15 protein-coding genes are annotated in these 17,738 nt (G+C 34.0%); 11 read left to right on the plus strand and 4 right to left on the minus strand.

Annotated elements, in window-relative coordinates:
- The first annotated feature begins 66 nt into the window (after positions 1–66).
- A complete protein-coding gene (locus tag AC1Q5Z_RS03835; RefSeq protein ID WP_095927649.1) occupies positions 67–957 on the plus strand; it encodes a carbon-nitrogen hydrolase in 891 nt (296 codons plus the stop codon).
- Between the two features lie 180 nt (positions 958–1,137).
- Here AC1Q5Z_RS03835 and AC1Q5Z_RS03840 read toward each other — a convergent pair whose 3' ends face one another.
- Both AC1Q5Z_RS03840 and AC1Q5Z_RS03845 read right to left on the minus strand, forming a co-directional pair.
- On the minus strand, positions 1,138–2,397 hold the full coding sequence (locus AC1Q5Z_RS03840; protein ID WP_198856055.1) for an OmpA family protein: 1,260 nt from the start codon (positions 2,395–2,397) through the stop codon (positions 1,138–1,140).
- Between the two features lie 202 nt (positions 2,398–2,599).
- The gene (locus tag AC1Q5Z_RS03845; RefSeq protein WP_492443848.1) at positions 2,600–4,120 is read right to left on the minus strand and encodes a choice-of-anchor I family protein; all 1,521 of its coding nucleotides are present in this window, start codon (positions 4,118–4,120) and stop codon (positions 2,600–2,602) included.
- A 184-nt stretch (positions 4,121–4,304) separates the two neighbouring features.
- On the opposite strand from AC1Q5Z_RS03845, the gene AC1Q5Z_RS03850 reads away from it, so the two are divergent.
- Positions 4,305–5,345: an agmatine deiminase family protein gene (locus tag AC1Q5Z_RS03850; RefSeq protein ID WP_198856053.1), complete on the plus strand. Its 1,041-nt coding sequence runs from the start codon at positions 4,305–4,307 to the stop codon at positions 5,343–5,345.
- Positions 5,346–5,559: 214 nt separating this feature from the next.
- Positions 5,560–6,744 carry an endonuclease/exonuclease/phosphatase family protein gene (locus tag AC1Q5Z_RS03855; RefSeq protein WP_343585707.1) on the plus strand — a complete coding sequence of 395 codons (1,185 nt, stop codon included), beginning with the start codon at positions 5,560–5,562 and terminating at the stop codon, positions 6,742–6,744.
- A 93-nt stretch (positions 6,745–6,837) separates the two neighbouring features.
- Here AC1Q5Z_RS03855 and fahA read toward each other — a convergent pair whose 3' ends face one another.
- Positions 6,838–8,121 carry a fumarylacetoacetase gene (fahA, locus tag AC1Q5Z_RS03860; RefSeq protein WP_198856051.1) on the minus strand — a complete coding sequence of 428 codons (1,284 nt, stop codon included), beginning with the start codon at positions 8,119–8,121 and terminating at the stop codon, positions 6,838–6,840.
- A 110-nt stretch (positions 8,122–8,231) separates the two neighbouring features.
- Here fahA and glyA point away from each other — a divergent pair, with 110 nt between their 5' ends.
- From glyA to AC1Q5Z_RS03890, 6 genes are all read left to right on the plus strand, one after another.
- Positions 8,232–9,506 (plus strand): serine hydroxymethyltransferase, encoded by a 1,275-nt coding sequence (gene glyA, locus AC1Q5Z_RS03865; protein WP_198856050.1) that lies wholly within the window; start codon positions 8,232–8,234, stop codon positions 9,504–9,506.
- Positions 9,507–9,652: 146 nt separating this feature from the next.
- Positions 9,653–10,246, plus strand: a complete 594-nt coding sequence (locus AC1Q5Z_RS03870; protein ID WP_057122755.1) for a MiaE family protein — start codon at positions 9,653–9,655, stop codon at positions 10,244–10,246.
- Positions 10,247–10,476: 230 nt separating this feature from the next.
- A complete protein-coding gene (locus AC1Q5Z_RS03875; RefSeq protein ID WP_492443849.1) occupies positions 10,477–11,517 on the plus strand; it encodes a GMP reductase in 1,041 nt (346 codons plus the stop codon).
- A gap of 2 nt (positions 11,518–11,519) precedes the next feature.
- A complete protein-coding gene (locus AC1Q5Z_RS03880; protein ID WP_492443850.1) occupies positions 11,520–12,017 on the plus strand; it encodes a GNAT family N-acetyltransferase in 498 nt (165 codons plus the stop codon).
- Positions 12,018–12,126: 109 nt separating this feature from the next.
- Positions 12,127–12,693 carry a TetR/AcrR family transcriptional regulator gene (locus tag AC1Q5Z_RS03885; RefSeq protein ID WP_492443851.1) on the plus strand — a complete coding sequence of 189 codons (567 nt, stop codon included), beginning with the start codon at positions 12,127–12,129 and terminating at the stop codon, positions 12,691–12,693.
- A 39-nt stretch (positions 12,694–12,732) separates the two neighbouring features.
- Entirely contained in the window at positions 12,733–14,142 is a 1,410-nt protein-coding gene (locus AC1Q5Z_RS03890) for an MFS transporter (protein ID WP_492443852.1), read from the plus strand.
- 18 nt (positions 14,143–14,160) lie between these two features.
- On the opposite strand, the gene AC1Q5Z_RS03895 is transcribed toward AC1Q5Z_RS03890, so the two are convergent.
- Positions 14,161–14,739 (minus strand): pentapeptide repeat-containing protein, encoded by a 579-nt coding sequence (locus AC1Q5Z_RS03895; RefSeq protein ID WP_492443853.1) that lies wholly within the window; start codon positions 14,737–14,739, stop codon positions 14,161–14,163.
- A 158-nt stretch (positions 14,740–14,897) separates the two neighbouring features.
- Here AC1Q5Z_RS03895 and aspA point away from each other — a divergent pair, with 158 nt between their 5' ends.
- Both aspA and AC1Q5Z_RS03905 read left to right on the plus strand, forming a co-directional pair.
- The gene (gene aspA / locus AC1Q5Z_RS03900) at positions 14,898–16,307 is read left to right on the plus strand and encodes an aspartate ammonia-lyase (protein WP_492443854.1); all 1,410 of its coding nucleotides are present in this window, start codon (positions 14,898–14,900) and stop codon (positions 16,305–16,307) included.
- Positions 16,308–16,457: 150 nt separating this feature from the next.
- The gene (locus AC1Q5Z_RS03905; protein ID WP_492443855.1) at positions 16,458–17,729 is read left to right on the plus strand and encodes a BamA/TamA family outer membrane protein; all 1,272 of its coding nucleotides are present in this window, start codon (positions 16,458–16,460) and stop codon (positions 17,727–17,729) included.
- Positions 17,730–17,738 lie beyond the last annotated feature (9 nt).

Below are 17,738 nucleotides of genomic sequence, written 5' to 3' on the forward strand. Positions count from 1 at the left end.
TAGACCGATTTGCAAACTTTGACATTCCTTTAAAATTTACTACTTTTGCACTCTAAATTTTATGTCATGGCGAAAAGAAAGTATAAAATATCGGTTATTCAGTTAAATCTGAATGATGTTGCCGAAAATAATCTTAAAAAATGTATCAGTTGGGTAAGAGATGCTGCAAGTCAAGGTGCAGAAGTTATCTTACTGCCTGAATTATATAGCAGTCATTATTTTTGTCAAAGTGAAGATGTAGATAATTTTGCATTAGCAGAGCCATTGTACAGCACTTCATTTATTGCATTTAGCGAATTGGCAAAAGAATTAGGAGTAGTAATTATTGTTCCTTTCTTTGAGAAAAGAATGGCTGGAATCTATCATAATAGTGCTTACATTATTGATACTGATGGAACTGAAGCTGGTTTATATCGTAAAATGCATATTCCAGACGATCCACATTTCTATGAGAAATTCTATTTCACACCAGGAGATTTAGGTTTTCAGGCTATTGAAACTAAAAAAGGAACTGTTGGAACTTTAATTTGCTGGGATCAATGGTATCCAGAAGCTGCTCGTATTACAGCTCTTAAAGGTGCTGAGGTTTTATTTTACCCAACAGCAATCGGATGGCATCCTAAAGAAAAAGAACAGTACGGAGAAAACCAATATGGCGCTTGGATGAATGTTATGAAAGGTCATGCAGTTGCTAATGGCGTTTTCGTAGCGGCAGCTAACCGAATTGGTTTAGAAAAATATCTTGAAGGAACAGAAGGAATTCAGTTCTGGGGAGCTTCTTTTATTGCTGGACCGCAAGGAGAAATTTTGGCTCAAGCTTCTCACGATAAAGAAGAAATCTTAATTGCTGAGGTTGATTTAGATTTACAAGAAAATGTTCGTCAAAACTGGCCATTCTTCAGAGATAGAAGAATTGATGCTTTTGGGGACATTACAAAAAGAGCAATTGATAAATAATTAGGTTTATCTAAAATATAAAAAAGGACAAAATATACATTTTGTCCTTTTTTTTGTAAGCTTCTCCGAAGCTTTAAATAAGTATTCAAAATCTAATTTTTTTAAAACACTGTTTTATAATAAAAAGGAGCTATTTCAATACGAAATAGCTCCTTTTCTGCTTTTAGCTTTATATATAAATTACTTCACTTGGAAAGTAACTCTTCTCACGATCTGACGTGCCTCTTTAGAATTTTTGTTAACAGAAGTATCTTCTCCGTTAGCAATTACATTCAATCTTGAAGCATCAATTCCTGCATTTACAGCCACTTTTTTAACAGCTTCAGCTCTTTTTCTTGATAGTTCAACATTGTAGTTTGAGTTTCCAATTTCGTCAGCATATCCAATAATATCTGCTGATTTTCCAGGATTGTTTTTCAAATATTTCACTAAGAAATCTACACCAGATAAAGAAGCGTTTGTAGGTTTAGACGAGTTGAAATCGAAATAAACATTTACATAACCACCGTTAATTAATTCTTCAACAGTATTGTTTGTAGCTGTTCCAGCACCTTTTTTCTCGTAAGTTTTATCCAAATAGCTTTCTAGCTCATCTGGCACACCATTTTGATTATTATCAATAGATTGCCCTTTTGTATTAACAGCAACTCCGGCAATAGAGTTTGGTTCTAAATCGTATAAATCAGCAACTCCATCTTTGTCTGAATCGATAAGACCAGTTTCGATTAAGTCCACTCTTTTTTCCAATTCGCCAATTCTATCTTCTTCACCAACCCAGTCAGCATGTTTCTGGTTTTTTCCTAAGTAGAACGTTAAACCAACAGAGGCATTCAGTAAAATACCGTCAAAAGAACCAGTTGTTGTGTTTCCCATTCCGTCAAAGTTCCAGTTTTGTCTTCCGTTTATAATTCCAGTAAGATCTCCTGTTAAAGCTACTCGGTCACTTAATCTAATTTGTCCAGTTAAACCAGCAATTCCGTGAGCCATGTAATCTTGACCTCCAAATCCTGTTTCAGTGCTAATTTGAGAAACTCCGAAACCTCCATGTGCTAAAAGACCAATTGTGTTTGTCCAAGTTTCAAAATTTAATGCGCGTCCAACATTGATAACCCCTTGTAAACTTGCTCTAACATAGCGGCTTTCAAAATCTGGAGTATCTTTTTTCTCTTTAAATTGGTCGTAACCAACATCTAATTTTAAACCAAATTTTGGATTAAACATGTATCTTACTCCTAGATCTCCGTGAAAAAAGTTTAATGATTCAGTAGTATAACCTGGAGTCATAGCTCTTGTTGGTTTGTTAACACCACCATTAAGTTCAATTGACCATTTGTTGTATTCTTGCTCTACATTAGGTTTTGTAGAAGTCGTAGCCATATTTTGTGCGCCTGCCGCAAAAGATAGTAATAATAGAGAGGCTGATACTAATTTCTTTTTCATGATATCAAAAATTAAATTGTTTTTATTTTAAACTCATGAACAAAATTAGAAGTCGAATCTTAGAATGTGTTGTATATACTCTTACATAATTCCCATCTTTTGGCTTTTAATTATGTAAATCCGTTAAAATTAGTCTAATAGAAAGCGAAAAAAAAGGACAAAATTCACATTTTGTCCTTTTGCTATCCTGAAAAAATATTAATTATTTCAAATCTGGCTGATAAATTTTAACAGTTCCATCACCTTCGCTGCTTACTACTAATAAACTTCTTTTTGTTGGGCTTTTTGAAGCTGGAATAAATAATAAACCTTCTGGAGCATCTCCTGTTTTTACTGTTTGTAAATATTGCGGAGAAGTTGGGTTTGTTGCATCATAAACCATAAAAGCATCAGATCTTTCTAAACCAACAAATAAAATATTTTGATTTCCCATTTTAGCTACAACTACAGCTTCTGGCTCAGAACCTTTGTCATCGCTTCTTTTATCGTCGTATGTGCCAATTTCATTTGTTTTTTTGTCAACATCATTTTTGCTGTCAAAAACGATTTTTCCAGTGTTTCCATTCCAAATAGAAAATGATCTACCTCCAAAACTCACCATTTCGTCCAAATCTCCATCTCCGTCAGTATCTCCCATATCAGCAACAAGGTTTAATCTTCCCATATTAGCATCTAATTTTAAAGTAGCAGCATCTGGAAAAGCTGTTGCATCAAGTGTCATGTTTTTCATACGCTTTACATCAGTGTAAGCAGTATATTCTCTTGCATCACCTTCATTAGCGGTTACAAAATAAGGAACATTGTTTACAGTATAATGGCTGATGGCGTCTGGCATATAAAGACCTTTTACTTTCCATGGATTGAATGCAATTTTATTGTCGCTGTCGCTAACATCAATTGCATTTTCAGCAGTATTGTAATCTTTTAAACCTAAAGGGTAAATTGCTGTAATAGTTTTAGAAGTTAAATCGACCTTTGCAACACCATTATTTTCTTGTAAAGTTACCCAAGCCGTTTTAGAATCGTCAGAAATGGTGATGTATTCTGGCTCGATATCTTGAGCGAAACTAGTTTTAGCAAATTTTGAAATTCTAAATCCGTCTTTTTTCAGTGCTTCTGCCTGACCTGCAAACGAACTAAAATCTAAAGTTGTTACATTATAAGTACTAGTTTCAATGATCGAAATTGTTCCGTTTGGATCTTGCGAATAATCAGTATTTGGCTCACCTTCGTTAGCGGTCATGATGTATTTTCCATCAGGAGAAAAAGTAATCATATCGGGCAATGCACCAACTGTAACTTGCTTAATTAAGCTATAATCTGAAGTGTTAAAAATAACTACTTTACCGTTTCCTTGTTTGTTTACTGTAGATTCTAAAGCTACAGCAAGTTTTCCGTCAAAAACAGAAACGCTGTTTGCTGCGCCTTCATATGTAGCCAAATTAATTTGTCCTATTTTAAGAGGTTTTGTCGGATCAGAGATGTCGATAACATCAATTTGATTTACACCGCTGTTATTTACAGTAAAAAGTCTTTTTGTTTTTTCGCAGTAAGCCGAGATTTCTGCAGCGGCTTCTCCGCCAATTGTAATAGAACCAATTTCTTTAAAAGTTCCAGGATTTTCATTTGCACCGACTTCGGGAGTGCTGTTTGAATTTTCGTCATTGTTACAGCTTGCCAATATAAAAAGGGCAGCTAATAATAAGATTGATAAATTTTTCATGTGTTAGTTTTTAGTTTTGGCAAAAGTAATTCTGAGCCCTCTGTTAAATATTAAGTAGGTATTATTTAATCTTTAACTTAATTTTTGCAAGATATTTTTTGTGAAATTAGAGATGATTTTTGCTCAGTTGTTTTAAAATCCTAACGAATGCTTATCTTTGCACTTTCTAAATTAGAACGTATTTATGTCAACAAATAATAGAAGATTTCCAGCAGAATGGGAAAAACAGCAAGGAATTGTATTGTGTTTTCCGCATAATGGCAACGATTGGCCAGGAAAATATGAAGCTGTTCAATGGGCTTTTGTAGAGTTTATTAAAAAAGTAGCGACTTTTGAAACTGTTTTTTTGGTTGTTGCCGATGAAAAACTAAAAGAAAAAGTTGCTGATATGCTTGAAAGAGCTCGCGTTAATACTGAAAACGTTTCTTATATTGTTCATAAAACAAACAGAAGCTGGATGCGCGATTCAGGACCAATTATTGTAAAAAATGGTTCAAAAAGAGAAGCGTTAAACTTCAACTTTAATGGATGGGCAAAATATAAAAACTACCAATTAGACAAATTCGTTCCGGGTAAAGTGGCAGATTTTATTGATGTTCCTTTAACTCAAGTAATGTACAAAGGAAAACCAGTAATTGTAGAAGGTGGAGCGATTGATGTAAACGGAAAAGGAACTTTATTGACTTCTGAAGAGTGTTTGATGCACCCAACAATTCAAGTAAGAAATCCTGGTTTTACAAAAGAAGATTACGAAGCTGTTTTTAAAGAGTATCTTGGAGTTACAAACGTAATTTGGCTGGGAGACGGGATTGAAGGAGATGATACGCACGGACATATCGACGATTTATGCCGATTTGTGAATGAAGATACAATTGTTACAATTGTAGAAACAGATAAAAATGATTCAAACTATAAGCCATTACAGGATAATTTGAAACGTCTGCAAAATGCAAAACTAGAAAACGGAAAATCTCCAGTAATTGTAGCATTGCCAATGCCAAAACGTGTAGATTTTGAAGATTTACGTTTGCCAGCAAGTTATGCCAATTTCTTAATTTTAAATAATTGCGTTTTAGTGCCTACATTTAACGATAGTAATGATCGTGTTGCTTTGAATATCTTGGCAGAATGTTTCCCAGATCGTGAAGTAATCGGTATTAGCTGTATTGATTTCATTTGGGGATTCGGAACTTTACATTGTTTAAGTCAGCAGATTCCTGCATAAAAATAGTAATCACAGATTATAAAATAATCGTTTTGATTTTTTTAATCTGTGATAAAATTATCAGATACACAGAGACTTTCTTCTGTAATTTAAGCTGTCACCAAAAGTGGCAGCTTTTTTTTGTTGTATATTTAACAGACAGATTTGTCGTCTGTCCCAACATCCTTCTTATATTCGTATGTTCAATAATGCAGAAATGCAGATTTAATTTTATATGAAGAAAATATTTTTTATCCTTTCCGTGCTTTCTTCCGGAGCTCTTTTTTCACAGTCCGATTCACAAGACAAACATGAACTTACCTTTGCTACCTACAATGTAAGTATGGAATCTGATAATTATTCTCCCAAAGGTGCAATGGGAAAATCGGAGCAGATGTTAATTAATCAACTTAGTTCAGGGCATAATGCTCAAATCAGAAATATTGCCCAGATTATTCAGACCGTTAGACCAGACGTAATTTTGCTAAACGAGTTTGATTATATTAAAGATCCTGAACTTGGCGTAAAGGCATTTATAAAAAATTATTTGAATGTGAGCCAAGGCGGAGCAGCAGCCATCGATTATCCTTACTACTATTATTCGACAGTGAATACTGGCCAGCCAAGCCCTTATGATTTGAACAATGACGGAAAGTTTAGTAATTCAGGAAATGATGCATGGGCATTTGGTATGTATCCTGGGCAATATGGGATGATGCTTTTGTCTAAATATCCTATTGATGTTAATGCAATTCGTACTTTTCAACATTTTAAATGGAAAGATATGCCAGAAGCATTAATTACCAAAAAAGCAGATGGATCGGATTGGTATAGCAAGAAAGCATGGAAAGAATTTCCATTATCTTCAAAATCTCACTGGGATGTTCCTGTAGAAATTGGTAATAAAACAGTTCATGTTTTAGTTAGTCATCCAACTCCTCCCACTTTTGATGGTGCTGAAGACCGCAATGGGAAAAGAAATCACGATGAAATCAGATTCTGGAGAGATTATATTTCAGACAATTCGGCTTCGTATATTTATGATGATAAAGGTTTAAAAGGCGGATTACCTCCAAATTCTCGATTTGTCATAATGGGCGATCAAAACGCTTCGCCAGTTGAAGGAGATGCTATTAGAGAAGGCATAAAGTCTTTAGTAGAGAGTCCGAAAATTAATAGCGACTTTACACCTGCTAGTAAAGGTGGTGCTGAATTTAGTCCTGAAAATCCTTTTGGAATTAATCATACCGCTTTTTGGAGAATGCGTGCAGATTATGTATTGCCATCGAGACTTGGTTTTAAGATTGTTAACAGTGGTGTGTTCTGGCCTGCAAAGGGTGAGCCAATGGCAGAATTAGTCGAAAAACGAGAGTCAAGCTCTGATCATCGTTTGGTTTGGGTAAAAGTAATTTTAGAATAAGTAACTTTTTCTTTCATTTAATAAAAGCATAAAAAAACCTTGGCTATGACCAAGGTTTTTTATTTTTTATATCTCTTCAGATTGATCTGCTCTTCATTGTCTTGTAAAAGGAGGTAACAATTGGCTAGAAACTTCTCCAAATCCAATTCTTACTTCTTTATTTTCACAGAAACCACGAATAATTACAGTATCATTATCCTCAATAAATTTGCGTTCGCTTCCGTCTTTTAATTTAAGCGGATTTTTTCCACCCCAAGTTAATTCTAGCATAGAACCAAAACTATCTGGAGTTGGACCAGAAATTGTTCCAGAACCCATCATGTCACCAGAATTCACGCGACATCCGTTTGATGTATGGTGTGTCAATTGCTGAGCCATAGACCAATACATATATTTGAAATTAGATGTTGAAATCACAGTTTCTTCCTGATCTTCTGGTTGTAAAGAAACTTCTAAATGAATATCAAAAGCCTTTTTTCCTTTTGTCTGTAAATAAGGAAGCGGTGAAGGATCTTGTTTTGGTCCCTTAGTTCTAAAAGGTTCCAAAGCATCCATAGTCACAATCCAAGGTGAAATTGAAGTAGCAAAGTTTTTTGCTAAGAATGGTCCAAGAGGCACATATTCCCATTTTTGCATATCGCGCGCACTCCAGTCATTTAGTAAAACCATTCCGAAAATATAATCTTCAGCTTCGTAAGTTGAAATATTTTCTCCCATTACATTTACGTCTGTTGTAATGAAAGCCGTTTCCAATTCAAAATCGACTAAACGCGAAGCACCAAAAACAGGTGTGTCATGACCAGCTGGTAAAGTTTGTCCCATTGGTCTGTGAACCGGAATTCCAGATGGTACAATTGTAGAGCTTCTTCCATGATATCCAACTGGAATGTGAAGCCAGTTTGGCAGTAATGCATTTTCTGGGTCACGGAACATTTTACCTACATTTGTAGCATGTTCTCTACTTGAATAAAAGTCAGTATAATCACCAATTAAAACTGGTAATTGCATCTCTACATCTTCGATCTTAAATATAACAATATCGCGGTGTTTTGTTGAATCTCTTAGCTGAGGATTAGTTTCGTCGAATATCTCTGCGATACGATTTCTAACTAAACGCCATGTTTTTTTTCCGTCAGAAATAAAATCATTTAGCGTATCCTGCATAAACATATCATCAGTTAATTCTATTCCCTCAAAATAGTTTAATTGCTGTAAAGCCCCTAAATCTATGGCGTAATCGCCAATTCTAGTTCCTACAGTAACGACATTTTCTTTCGTAAGAAATACACCAAAAGGAATATTCTGAATAGGGAAGTCGCTATTTTCTGGTACTTCTAACCATGATTTTCTACTGGTATCGTTGGCGGTTATTGGCATGTTTTAATGTTAATTATTTGTTGAAAAATTACATGTCAAATATATCATAATCTAGCAGTTTGACAAACGTTTTTTTGTATTTTTGCGTGAAATTAACGAAAAACAAAAAAATGCAACGCGACGAACAAATTTTTGATCTTATCCAAGAGGAGAAAGAAAGACAAATTCACGGATTAGAGCTTATTGCTTCTGAGAATTTTGTAAGTGATGAAGTAATGGCAGCAGCAGGGTCTGTTTTAACGAATAAATATGCAGAGGGTTATCCTGGTAAAAGATACTACGGCGGTTGCGAAGTAGTTGACGTTATTGAGCAAATTGCAATTGACAGAGCTAAAGAATTATTTGGCGCTGAATATGCAAACGTACAGCCTCACTCGGGTTCTCAGGCAAATACATCTGTTTACCACGCTTGTTTAAATCCTGGTGACACGATTTTAGGTTTCGATTTATCTCACGGAGGTCACTTAACTCACGGTTCTCCTGTAAACTTCTCAGGACGTTTATACCGTCCAGTTTTCTACGGTGTAGATGCTGAAACTGGTCGTTTAGATTATGATAAAATTCAAGAAATTGCAACTAAAGAACAGCCAAAATTAATCATCGCTGGAGCTTCGGCTTATTCTCGTGATATGGATTTTGCTCGTTTTAGACAAATTGCTGACAGCGTAGGAGCAATTTTATTTGCTGATATTTCTCACCCAGCAGGTCTTATTGCAAAAGGACTAATGAATGACCCAATTCCACATTGCCATATTGTTTCTACAACAACTCATAAAACATTAAGAGGACCACGTGGAGGTCTTATTTTAATGGGTAAAGATTTCCCAAATCCACAAGGATTAACAACTCCAAAAGGAGAAATCAGAATGATGTCTTCTTTATTAGATTTAGCTGTTTTCCCTGGAAATCAAGGTGGACCTTTAATGCACATTATCGCTGCTAAAGCAGTTGCTTTTGGTGAAGCGCTTAAAGATGATTTCTTTACTTATGCAATGCAATTAAAAAAGAATGCAAATGCAATGGCTGATGCTTTCGTAAAAAGAGGTTATAACATTATCTCTGGCGGAACAGATAACCACATGATGCTTATTGATTTAAGAAACAAAGGTATTTCTGGAAAAGAAGCTGAAAATGCATTAGTAAAAGCTGAAATTACAGTAAACAAAAACATGGTTCCTTTTGACGATAAATCTCCATTTATCACTTCTGGAATTCGTGTTGGAACAGCTGCAATCACAACTCGTGGTTTAGTTGAAAAAGATATGGAAACTATTGTAGCGCTTATCGATAAAGTATTAACTAATCATACAAATGAGGATGTTATCGAAGAAGTTGCTGAAGAAGTAAACGAATTAATGAGCGAAAGACCAATTTTTGCATATTAAAAATTAGTCAAAAGTCATAAAGTCGAAGGTCGAAAGTCTAAAAATGGAAGGAAATTTCTATATTTAGTTTTTGATCTTCGATTTTTCTTTTAAAGTTTTCCAAAGACTTTATGACTTTCAACTTTCAAACTTTAAGACTTAAAAAAATGGGCGTATTAAGATTACAATTGCCAACCGACCCAAGATGGGTAAATATTGTTGAGAAGAACATTGAAGAAATCTTAACAGATCACGCTTGGTGCGAGCAGAAAGCGGCAACAAATGCGATTACAATTATCACAAACAATTCTGAGCATCAAGATTTAGTGAAAGATTTATTGGCTTTAGCCAAAGAAGAAATCGATCATTTTGAGCAAGTTCACAACATTATTATCAAAAGAGGATTAAAATTAGGTCGTGAGCGTAAAGATGATTACGTAAACGAACTATACCAATACATGAAAAGAAGCGGTGACGGAAGTCGTGTTTCTGGTCTTGTCGAAAGATTATTATTCTCAGCGATGATCGAAGCAAGAAGCTGCGAACGTTTTAAAGTACTTTCTGAAAACATTAAAGACGAAGAATTAGCGCTTTTCTATAGAGAATTAATGGAAAGCGAAGCAGGACATTACACCACTTTTATTACTTACGCTCGTAAATATGGTACAGGAATAGACGTTGAAAAACGTTGGAGAGAATGGCTGGCTTTTGAAGAGTCAATTATTACCAATTACGGAAAAGGAGAGACTATTCACGGGTAGTTTTTGATTTTGTTTGTTTTGTTTCAAGGTTTCAAGTTTGTCACGTTGAGCGAAGTCGAAACACGTTCCAGTTAGAAACTTTGTGAGTCTCTGTGAAATAAAAACATTCAATCAGCGCTTTCGAAAAATTGAATCAATAATTGTTCAAAAGTTCGAGTTTTTGTTAATCTAAAATCTAAAGTCTACAATCTAAAATTCCTTACATTTGAGAGTAACCAAAATCTCGAACAATGAGGATAGAAATGGACCTAAAATTGGGTTTTAAAGACGTAATGTTTAGACCTAAAAGATCAACGCTAAGAAGCAGATCTGAAGTTTCCCTAGAACAAAATTTCAAGTTTTTACACAGTACTTCAAATTGGACAGGAATTCCGATTATGGCAGCCAATATGGATACTGTGGGAACTTTTGAAATTGCGAAGGTTTTGGCACAAGAAAAACTTTTTACAGCAATCCATAAACATTACACTTTAGAAGAGTGGAATAATTTCTTAAAAAATGTAACTCCAGATTTCTACGATTATATTGCTGTAAGCACTGGAACGGGAAAAGAAGATTTTGAGAAGATTGAAAAAATAATTGCAGAAAATTCGTTACTGAAATTTATTTGTATTGATGTTGCTAACGGCTATTCAGAACATTTTGTTCAGTTTTTAAAACAAACCCGCAAACAGTATCCCGATAAAATCATTATAGCAGGAAATGTGGTTACTGGAGAAATGACAGAAGAACTCCTGTTAGCTGGGGCTGATATTGTAAAAGTCGGAATTGGGCCAGGTTCTGTTTGTACAACTCGTGTTAAAACAGGTGTTGGTTATCCGCAGTTATCGGCTATTATCGAATGTGCTGATGCGGCGCACGGTTTAGGTGGTCATATTATCAGTGATGGCGGTTGCTCAACTCCAGGCGATGTTGCTAAAGCTTTTGGTGCAGGAGCCGACTTTGTAATGTTGGGAGGAATGCTCGCGGGACACACAGAAAGCGGCGGTGAATTAATCGAAATAAAAGGCGAAAAATTCAAACAGTTTTACGGAATGAGCTCGAAAACTGCAATGGACAAGCATTCCGGCGGAGTTGCAGAATACAGAGCAAGTGAAGGAAAAACAGTTCAGGTTCCGTTTAAAGGAGATGTTATTAATACTGTTTTAGATATTTTAGGCGGAATAAGAAGCACATGTACTTATGTTGGCGCTTCAAGATTAAAAGAATTGACTAAACGAACGACTTTCATCCGCGTAAGCGAACAAGAAAATCAAGTTTTTACTAAATAAATATGATTAAAATTACAGAAGCATTTGTTGGAGATATTGCTAAAATTCAAGAAATCGCACATATAACATGGCCTATTACTTATGGCGAAATTCTAACTGCGGAACAATTAGAGTACATGTTAAATCTAATTTATTCTAATGAAGCATTATCAAAGCAAATTCAGAATAAAGAACAGTTGTTTTATTTAATTTCAGATTCAGAATCGGTTATTGGTTTTATCGGAATAGAACACAATTATAAAGGAGAAGCTATTACTAAAATCCATAAAATTTATCTTCTGCCAGAAACACAAGGGAAAGGTTATGGGAAAATAGTTTTTGAAGAAATTAGGAAAATGGCTTTGGAAAGTAACTCAACCGAACTTTTATTGAACGTAAACCGTTTTAATACGGCGTTGAATTTCTATAAAAAACTTGGTTTCGAAATTAAAGAAACCGTTGATATTGAAATAGGAAATGGATATTTAATGGAAGATTACGTAATGGGAAAAGGTTTGTAGTTAATTTATATTAACGAATTTTAAAATCACAGCTTTTGTGATTTTTTTTTATTTTGAAATAAATAGATAACTCTATCTATTTTTGTTTTATCTTTGGCAAAAAGAAAAAATGAAACAGAAAAGCAGTGTAAAAGAACGAATACTCGATACAGCATCCCGTCTGTTTTATCATCAGGGATTTAATAGCACAGGAATTAATCAGATTATTGCTGAGGCAGATATTGCAATTGGTTCGCTTTACAAACATTATCAGTCTAAAAGTGATTTGTTGTATCATTATCTTGAACAGCAGGAAACAGAATATTTTGCCAATCTCAATGACTATTTAAAAGACGAGAAGCCTCCCTTAAAAAAACTTCTAAAATTAATAGATTACCGTATTAAACTTCAGGAAGAATCAAATTTTTCCGGATGCCATTTCATAAAAATAAATGCTGAAATAGGTAGAGAAGATAAAAAAATAGAACAGTTTGTTCAAGCACATAAAGAGCGCCAGCGTGAGTATATTAATGGATTAGTTGATGAAATTAGTACATTAAAAACGCTTTTAATAGAAAAAAAAGCACTGCAAAACAGTATTTTTTTGATGATTGAAGGAGCTGTAGTTTCGGCAGGTATAAACGGAAATACGAATGATCTAAAAACCGTAAAAAAAAGTATAAATCAGTTTTTCTGATTTTTTTTAACCAAAAATAGATAGACTGTTCTATATATTATGAAAAATAAAAAATACATTTCGCTCCTTATATTGCTGCTTGCACATTTGCTTACTATTTTGGATATATTTATTGTAAACGTTGCTATTCCATCAATTCAGCGCGGGCTTGGTTCAAGTAATGGAAAAATTCAGTTAGTTGTAGCCATGTATATGGTTGGATTTGCTTCTTTTTTGATAATTGGCGGAAAAATGGGAGATTATTTTGGAAGAAAAAAAATCTTTATTCTAGGACTGTTTTTGTTTATGGTCACTTCTGCAGGATGCGGGTTTGCTGCCACTACAAATCAGCTTATTGCTTTGAGATTTTTTCAAGGTATAAGTGCAAGCTTAATGGCGCCACAAGTTTTATCTTATATTCAAATTCTCTTTGTTAGCCATAAGGAACGCACTTATGCAATGGGCTGGTACGGAATTGGAATTGGAATTGGTACAATGCTGGGGCAGTTTTTAGGAGGTTTTCTTGTAGAACTCCAACCATTTTTAATCGATAAATCATGGAGGTATATATTCCTTATCAATATTCCTATTTGTATAATAACGATTTTTCTAGCCATTCGTTATCTCAATCAATCCAGAGACAATTCTTCTTTACAAATGGATTATTGGAGCGCATTTATATTATGCATAGGGCTTGCTTTACTGGTTTTTTCGATGGCTGTGGGATTAGAACAAAAAGATTTGGTTGCAATTACGCTGACAATTTCTATAGTATTTCTGATAGGTTTTATATTTAGACAGATCAAAAGAAAATTAAAGAAAAAAGAACCATTATTGAATATGGAGCTTTTTACACACAAGAATTTCAATATTGCGGTTTCGGCTTCGGCTCTTTTTATGCTAATGCTCGATGCTTATTTTTTTGTATTAGCAATTTTTCTGCAAGACGGTATTGGACTTTCTCCTATGCAAGCAGGATATTTTATTGTATTTCAAGGATGCGGTTTTATTTTAGCATCATTTTTTGCAGCTAGATTGGTGCTTCAGTATGGTAAAAATGTATTGATTTTTGGAGTGTTGCTTCTTATGTTTTCTCTTGTTTTTCAGCTGGTCCTTTTTTATTATCAATCAATCGATTACAAGGGATATTTTGTCATGTTTTTGCACGGTATTGGTGTAGCCTTGGTTCTGCCTTCATTTGCTAATATTGCGCTGAAAGATTTACCCCAAAACAGGATTGGAAATGCATCAGGAGTTTATTCTACATTGCAGCAATTGTTTGGTGCATTGGGTATTACCTTAACAGGAGGTGTATTTTACTATTTTGCAAAAGGAAAAATAGATTATACAGATTTTTATAATGCTTTTTTCTATGGCACATTAATTCATTTGCTTTGCTTAACAAGTGTATTGCTTATTTTATTTCTGTTGCCCAATTCTGTTCTTCCCGCAAAAACAGAAAAAGAATAGTAAAAAAAATGATTATTTCTAACTCACAATCACATCATGCGCAAACAATAATCCCTTCACTTCCTTCAAAGAAAAAACAGCTTTTTTTAATTTAGTTTTAGAAGGATCAATAGTATAATTATAACTGGTTTTAAAATCGGCTTTATTAGCAATGGCTTTCTTGAATTCAGAACGATATAAGTCACAATTATCGAAAATTACGCTAGTTAAATCTGCCGCCATAAAATCTACAGCTATTAAACTGCAATTGGTAAACGGAGTTCCTTTCAATTTTAAAGTATAAAACTTAGAAAAATCGAGAACACAATCATTAAAATGAACTTCAAAAATTAGTTTATCACACATAGCGAAATTCACTTCTTTAATTTTGCATCGATTAAAAGTAACGGTTCTCAATGCCACATAATTGATTTTGGCTTCGCTGAAAATACAGTCATTAAAAACACAATCTATAAAAGTAACGGCTAAAAACGTGCATGCAGAAAAGTTACAATTGTTAAAAACGCAAGATTCAAAGTCTTTAAAATTCAAATCGTCTTTGGCGCAAACAATTGTATTGTATTCTTTATCAAGAAAATATTCGCTTTCTTTTTTCAACCCTTTTCTATAATTATTTGAAGGTGAAAAGGTAATAATTTACCATAGAATAATGGGAACAAATTATAAATGATTTTGATTTCATTCACATTTTTAATCCGTAAAATGGTGTAGCTTTACACTTATTTTTTTAAGTCAAAACATATCAATTTTATTATATGGAACCAACAAGAAAGGAACATGATTTTTTAGGTGAATTAGAAATTCCGAATCATTTATACTACGGAATCCAGACTTTTAGAGCTGTAGAGAATTTCAACATTACAGGAATTCCGATTTCAAAAGAGCCTTTATTCATCAAAGCTTTAGGATATGTAAAAAAGGCTGCTGCTTTAGCCAATAAAGACTGTGGCGCAATTGATTCTAAAATTGCCGAAGCAATCTGTTACGGAAGCGATCAGGTTATTGCTGGCAAATTTGATCAGGAATTTGTAAGCGATTTAATTCAGGGCGGAGCAGGAACTTCTGTAAACATGAACGCCAATGAAGTAATTGCCAATATTGGACTAGAATATTTAGGTCATAAAAAAGGAGAGTACAATTTTCTTCATCCAAACAATCATGTAAACTGTTCTCAATCTACAAATGATGCTTATCCATCGGCTTTTAGAATTGCTTTGTATTTGAAAATGGAAAGCTTTATTAAAACTTTTGCTGGTTTAGAAGTCGCATTTGCTAAAAAAGGAGAGGAGTTTAAAGAAGTCCTAAAAATGGGAAGAACGCAATTGCAAGATGCGGTTCCAATGACTTTAGGGCAGGAATTTAAAGCTTATGCTACAACAATTGAAGAAGATATTCAGCGTTTAAAAAATGCTCAGGAATTGTTGTTAGAAATCAATATGGGAGCAACAGCCATTGGAACTAAAGTAAATGCTCCAGAAGGTTATCCAGAAATCTGCGTAAAATATCTGGCAGATGAGGTGGGAATTCCGCTGACACTTTCACCAGATTTAATTGAAGCAACGGTCGATACAGGAGCTTATGTACAGATTATGGGAACTTTAAAACGTTCTGCAGTTAAGATTTCTAAAATCTGCAACGATTTACGTTTATTAAGCTCGGGGCCAAGAACAGGTTTTAATGAAATTAATCTTCCGGCACGTCAGCCAGGTTCATCTATTATGCCAGGAAAGGTAAATCCGGTAATTCCAGAAGTGGTAAATCAGACTTGTTTTTATGTAATTGGTCAGGATTTAACGGTTACAATGGCGGCAGAAGCGGGACAATTGCAATTAAATGTAATGGAACCTGTAATTGCTTTTGCTATGTTTACTTCGTTGGATTATCTTTCAAATGCGATTCAGACTTTAATTGATAAATGTATTAACGGAATTACAGCAAACGTAGATCATTGCTATAATATGGTAATGAACAGCATTGGAATTGTAACACAATTGAATCCAATTTTAGGTTACGAAGAAAGTGCAAGCATTGCTGGAGAAGCTTTAAAAACAGGTAAAAGTGTGCATCAAATTGCAGTTTTGGAAAGAAAGCTGATTACACAAGAAAAATGGGACGAAATTTATTCTCTAGAGAATTTAATTCATCCAAAATTTATCACAAAATAAGGATTCCCATAAAAAATATAATAGCAAGCCGTCATTTATCTGACGGCTTTTTTTATTTTAATTTTATTGGATTGTAAGTCTAAAATGTTGAAAATAAGCTATATATTTACATATGAATTGATTATTGTTTCAAAAAATTAAAACTTTCACATGGTAAAATTTTTAAAAAATAATTATTTTCAGAATAAATTTAAAATCTTATGGTTGCTTTTTTTTATTCAATTTAATTTGAATGCCCAAACCGAGATTGACAGTTCTAAAATTTGTCCTCCCAGAACAATATTAGAAATCTTCAAAAAAAAGGATTCTATTTATGTTGTAAAACCAATAAAAAACAGCTTCTTCTTAATTATTCCAGCAATCGGCTCTCAACCTGCCACAGGTTTCTTTTATGGCGCTGTAGCTCAATATACTTTTAAAGGAAAAGAAAAAGCCGATAAATATTCAATAGCCAATGTCGGAATAACATACACCACAAAAAAACAATGGCTTGTAAACGTTAAGAATAATATTCTATTGAAAAATAATAGAATATTTTTGAGTGGTGATTATCGTTTGTATATATTTTCGCAACCTAATTACGGTTTAGGAACAAATATTATTCCGCCTCGCCGCAATCAGGAGCCTGGTTTCAGTATTGATTCTATTGCTGAACCAATGGATTATAATTATTTTAAATTTCATCAATCGGTTTCCTTTCAAGTTCATCCAAATTTTTACGTTGGCGGCGGAGTCAATATTGATTGGTATTCCAGTATTGTTGATAAAGACCTTGATGTTGCAAATGGAAAATTTACTTATCATTATAATTATAATCAGAAATATGGATTTGATGAATCAGAATATTTTTTAAATGGTGTGAGTCTTAATTTGGTTTACGATTCAAGAGATAATCAGGTGAATGCAACGCATGGCTGGTTTGCTAATATAAATTACCGCTTTAATCCAGAGATATTTGACAATCAAGAAGTAAGTAATGTTTTGTATGGCGAATATCGAAATTTTATTCCGGTTTCGCAAAAAGATAAACGATACATTCTAGCGCTTTGGACTTATGGACAATTTGTAACCAAAGGAAAAGTTCCATACTTGAATTTGCCTGCAATTGGTTGGGATCAGCGTAGTCGAAGCGGTGAGGGATATACGCAAGGATTATTTAGAGGGACAAATTTAATTTATCTAGCAACAGAATTCAGGTTTCCGCTTAGTTGCGATCAAATGTTCAGCGGAACGGTTTTTACAAACTTCGTAACAACAAGTAATCCAGACACTAATACAAAACTTTTTCAATATGTTCAGCCCGCTTTTGGTTTCGGACTCCGTATTTTAATTGATAAAGCAACTAGAACCAATCTTATTGCAGATTATGCGTGGGGAAATAATTCTAAAGGATTCTATTTGAATGCTGGAGAGACTTTTTAAATGTAATAA

The organism is Flavobacterium sp. GW823-FHT06G12 (genome assembly GCF_058794775.1).

Coding starts and splice junctions, on each gene's coding strand:
- AC1Q5Z_RS03850 (WP_198856053.1), top strand. CDS start 4,305: ATGTCAACAAATAATAGAAGATTTCCAGCAGAATGGGAAAAACAGCAA.
- AC1Q5Z_RS03875 (WP_492443849.1), top strand. CDS start 10,477: ATGAGGATAGAAATGGACCTAAAATTGGGTTTTAAAGACGTAATGTTT.
- AC1Q5Z_RS03855 (WP_343585707.1), top strand. CDS start 5,560: ATGAAGAAAATATTTTTTATCCTTTCCGTGCTTTCTTCCGGAGCTCTT.
- glyA (WP_198856050.1), top strand. CDS start 8,232: ATGCAACGCGACGAACAAATTTTTGATCTTATCCAAGAGGAGAAAGAA.
- AC1Q5Z_RS03870 (WP_057122755.1), top strand. CDS start 9,653: ATGGGCGTATTAAGATTACAATTGCCAACCGACCCAAGATGGGTAAAT.
- AC1Q5Z_RS03845 (WP_492443848.1), bottom strand. CDS start 4,120: ATGAAAAATTTATCAATCTTATTATTAGCTGCCCTTTTTATATTGGCA.
- AC1Q5Z_RS03835 (WP_095927649.1), top strand. CDS start 67: ATGGCGAAAAGAAAGTATAAAATATCGGTTATTCAGTTAAATCTGAAT.
- AC1Q5Z_RS03880 (WP_492443850.1), top strand. CDS start 11,520: ATGATTAAAATTACAGAAGCATTTGTTGGAGATATTGCTAAAATTCAA.
- AC1Q5Z_RS03840 (WP_198856055.1), bottom strand. CDS start 2,397: ATGAAAAAGAAATTAGTATCAGCCTCTCTATTATTACTATCTTTTGCG.
- AC1Q5Z_RS03885 (WP_492443851.1), top strand. CDS start 12,127: ATGAAACAGAAAAGCAGTGTAAAAGAACGAATACTCGATACAGCATCC.
- fahA (WP_198856051.1), bottom strand. CDS start 8,121: ATGCCAATAACCGCCAACGATACCAGTAGAAAATCATGGTTAGAAGTA.
- AC1Q5Z_RS03890 (WP_492443852.1), top strand. CDS start 12,733: ATGAAAAATAAAAAATACATTTCGCTCCTTATATTGCTGCTTGCACAT.
- AC1Q5Z_RS03905 (WP_492443855.1), top strand. CDS start 16,458: ATGGTAAAATTTTTAAAAAATAATTATTTTCAGAATAAATTTAAAATC.
- aspA (WP_492443854.1), top strand. CDS start 14,898: ATGGAACCAACAAGAAAGGAACATGATTTTTTAGGTGAATTAGAAATT.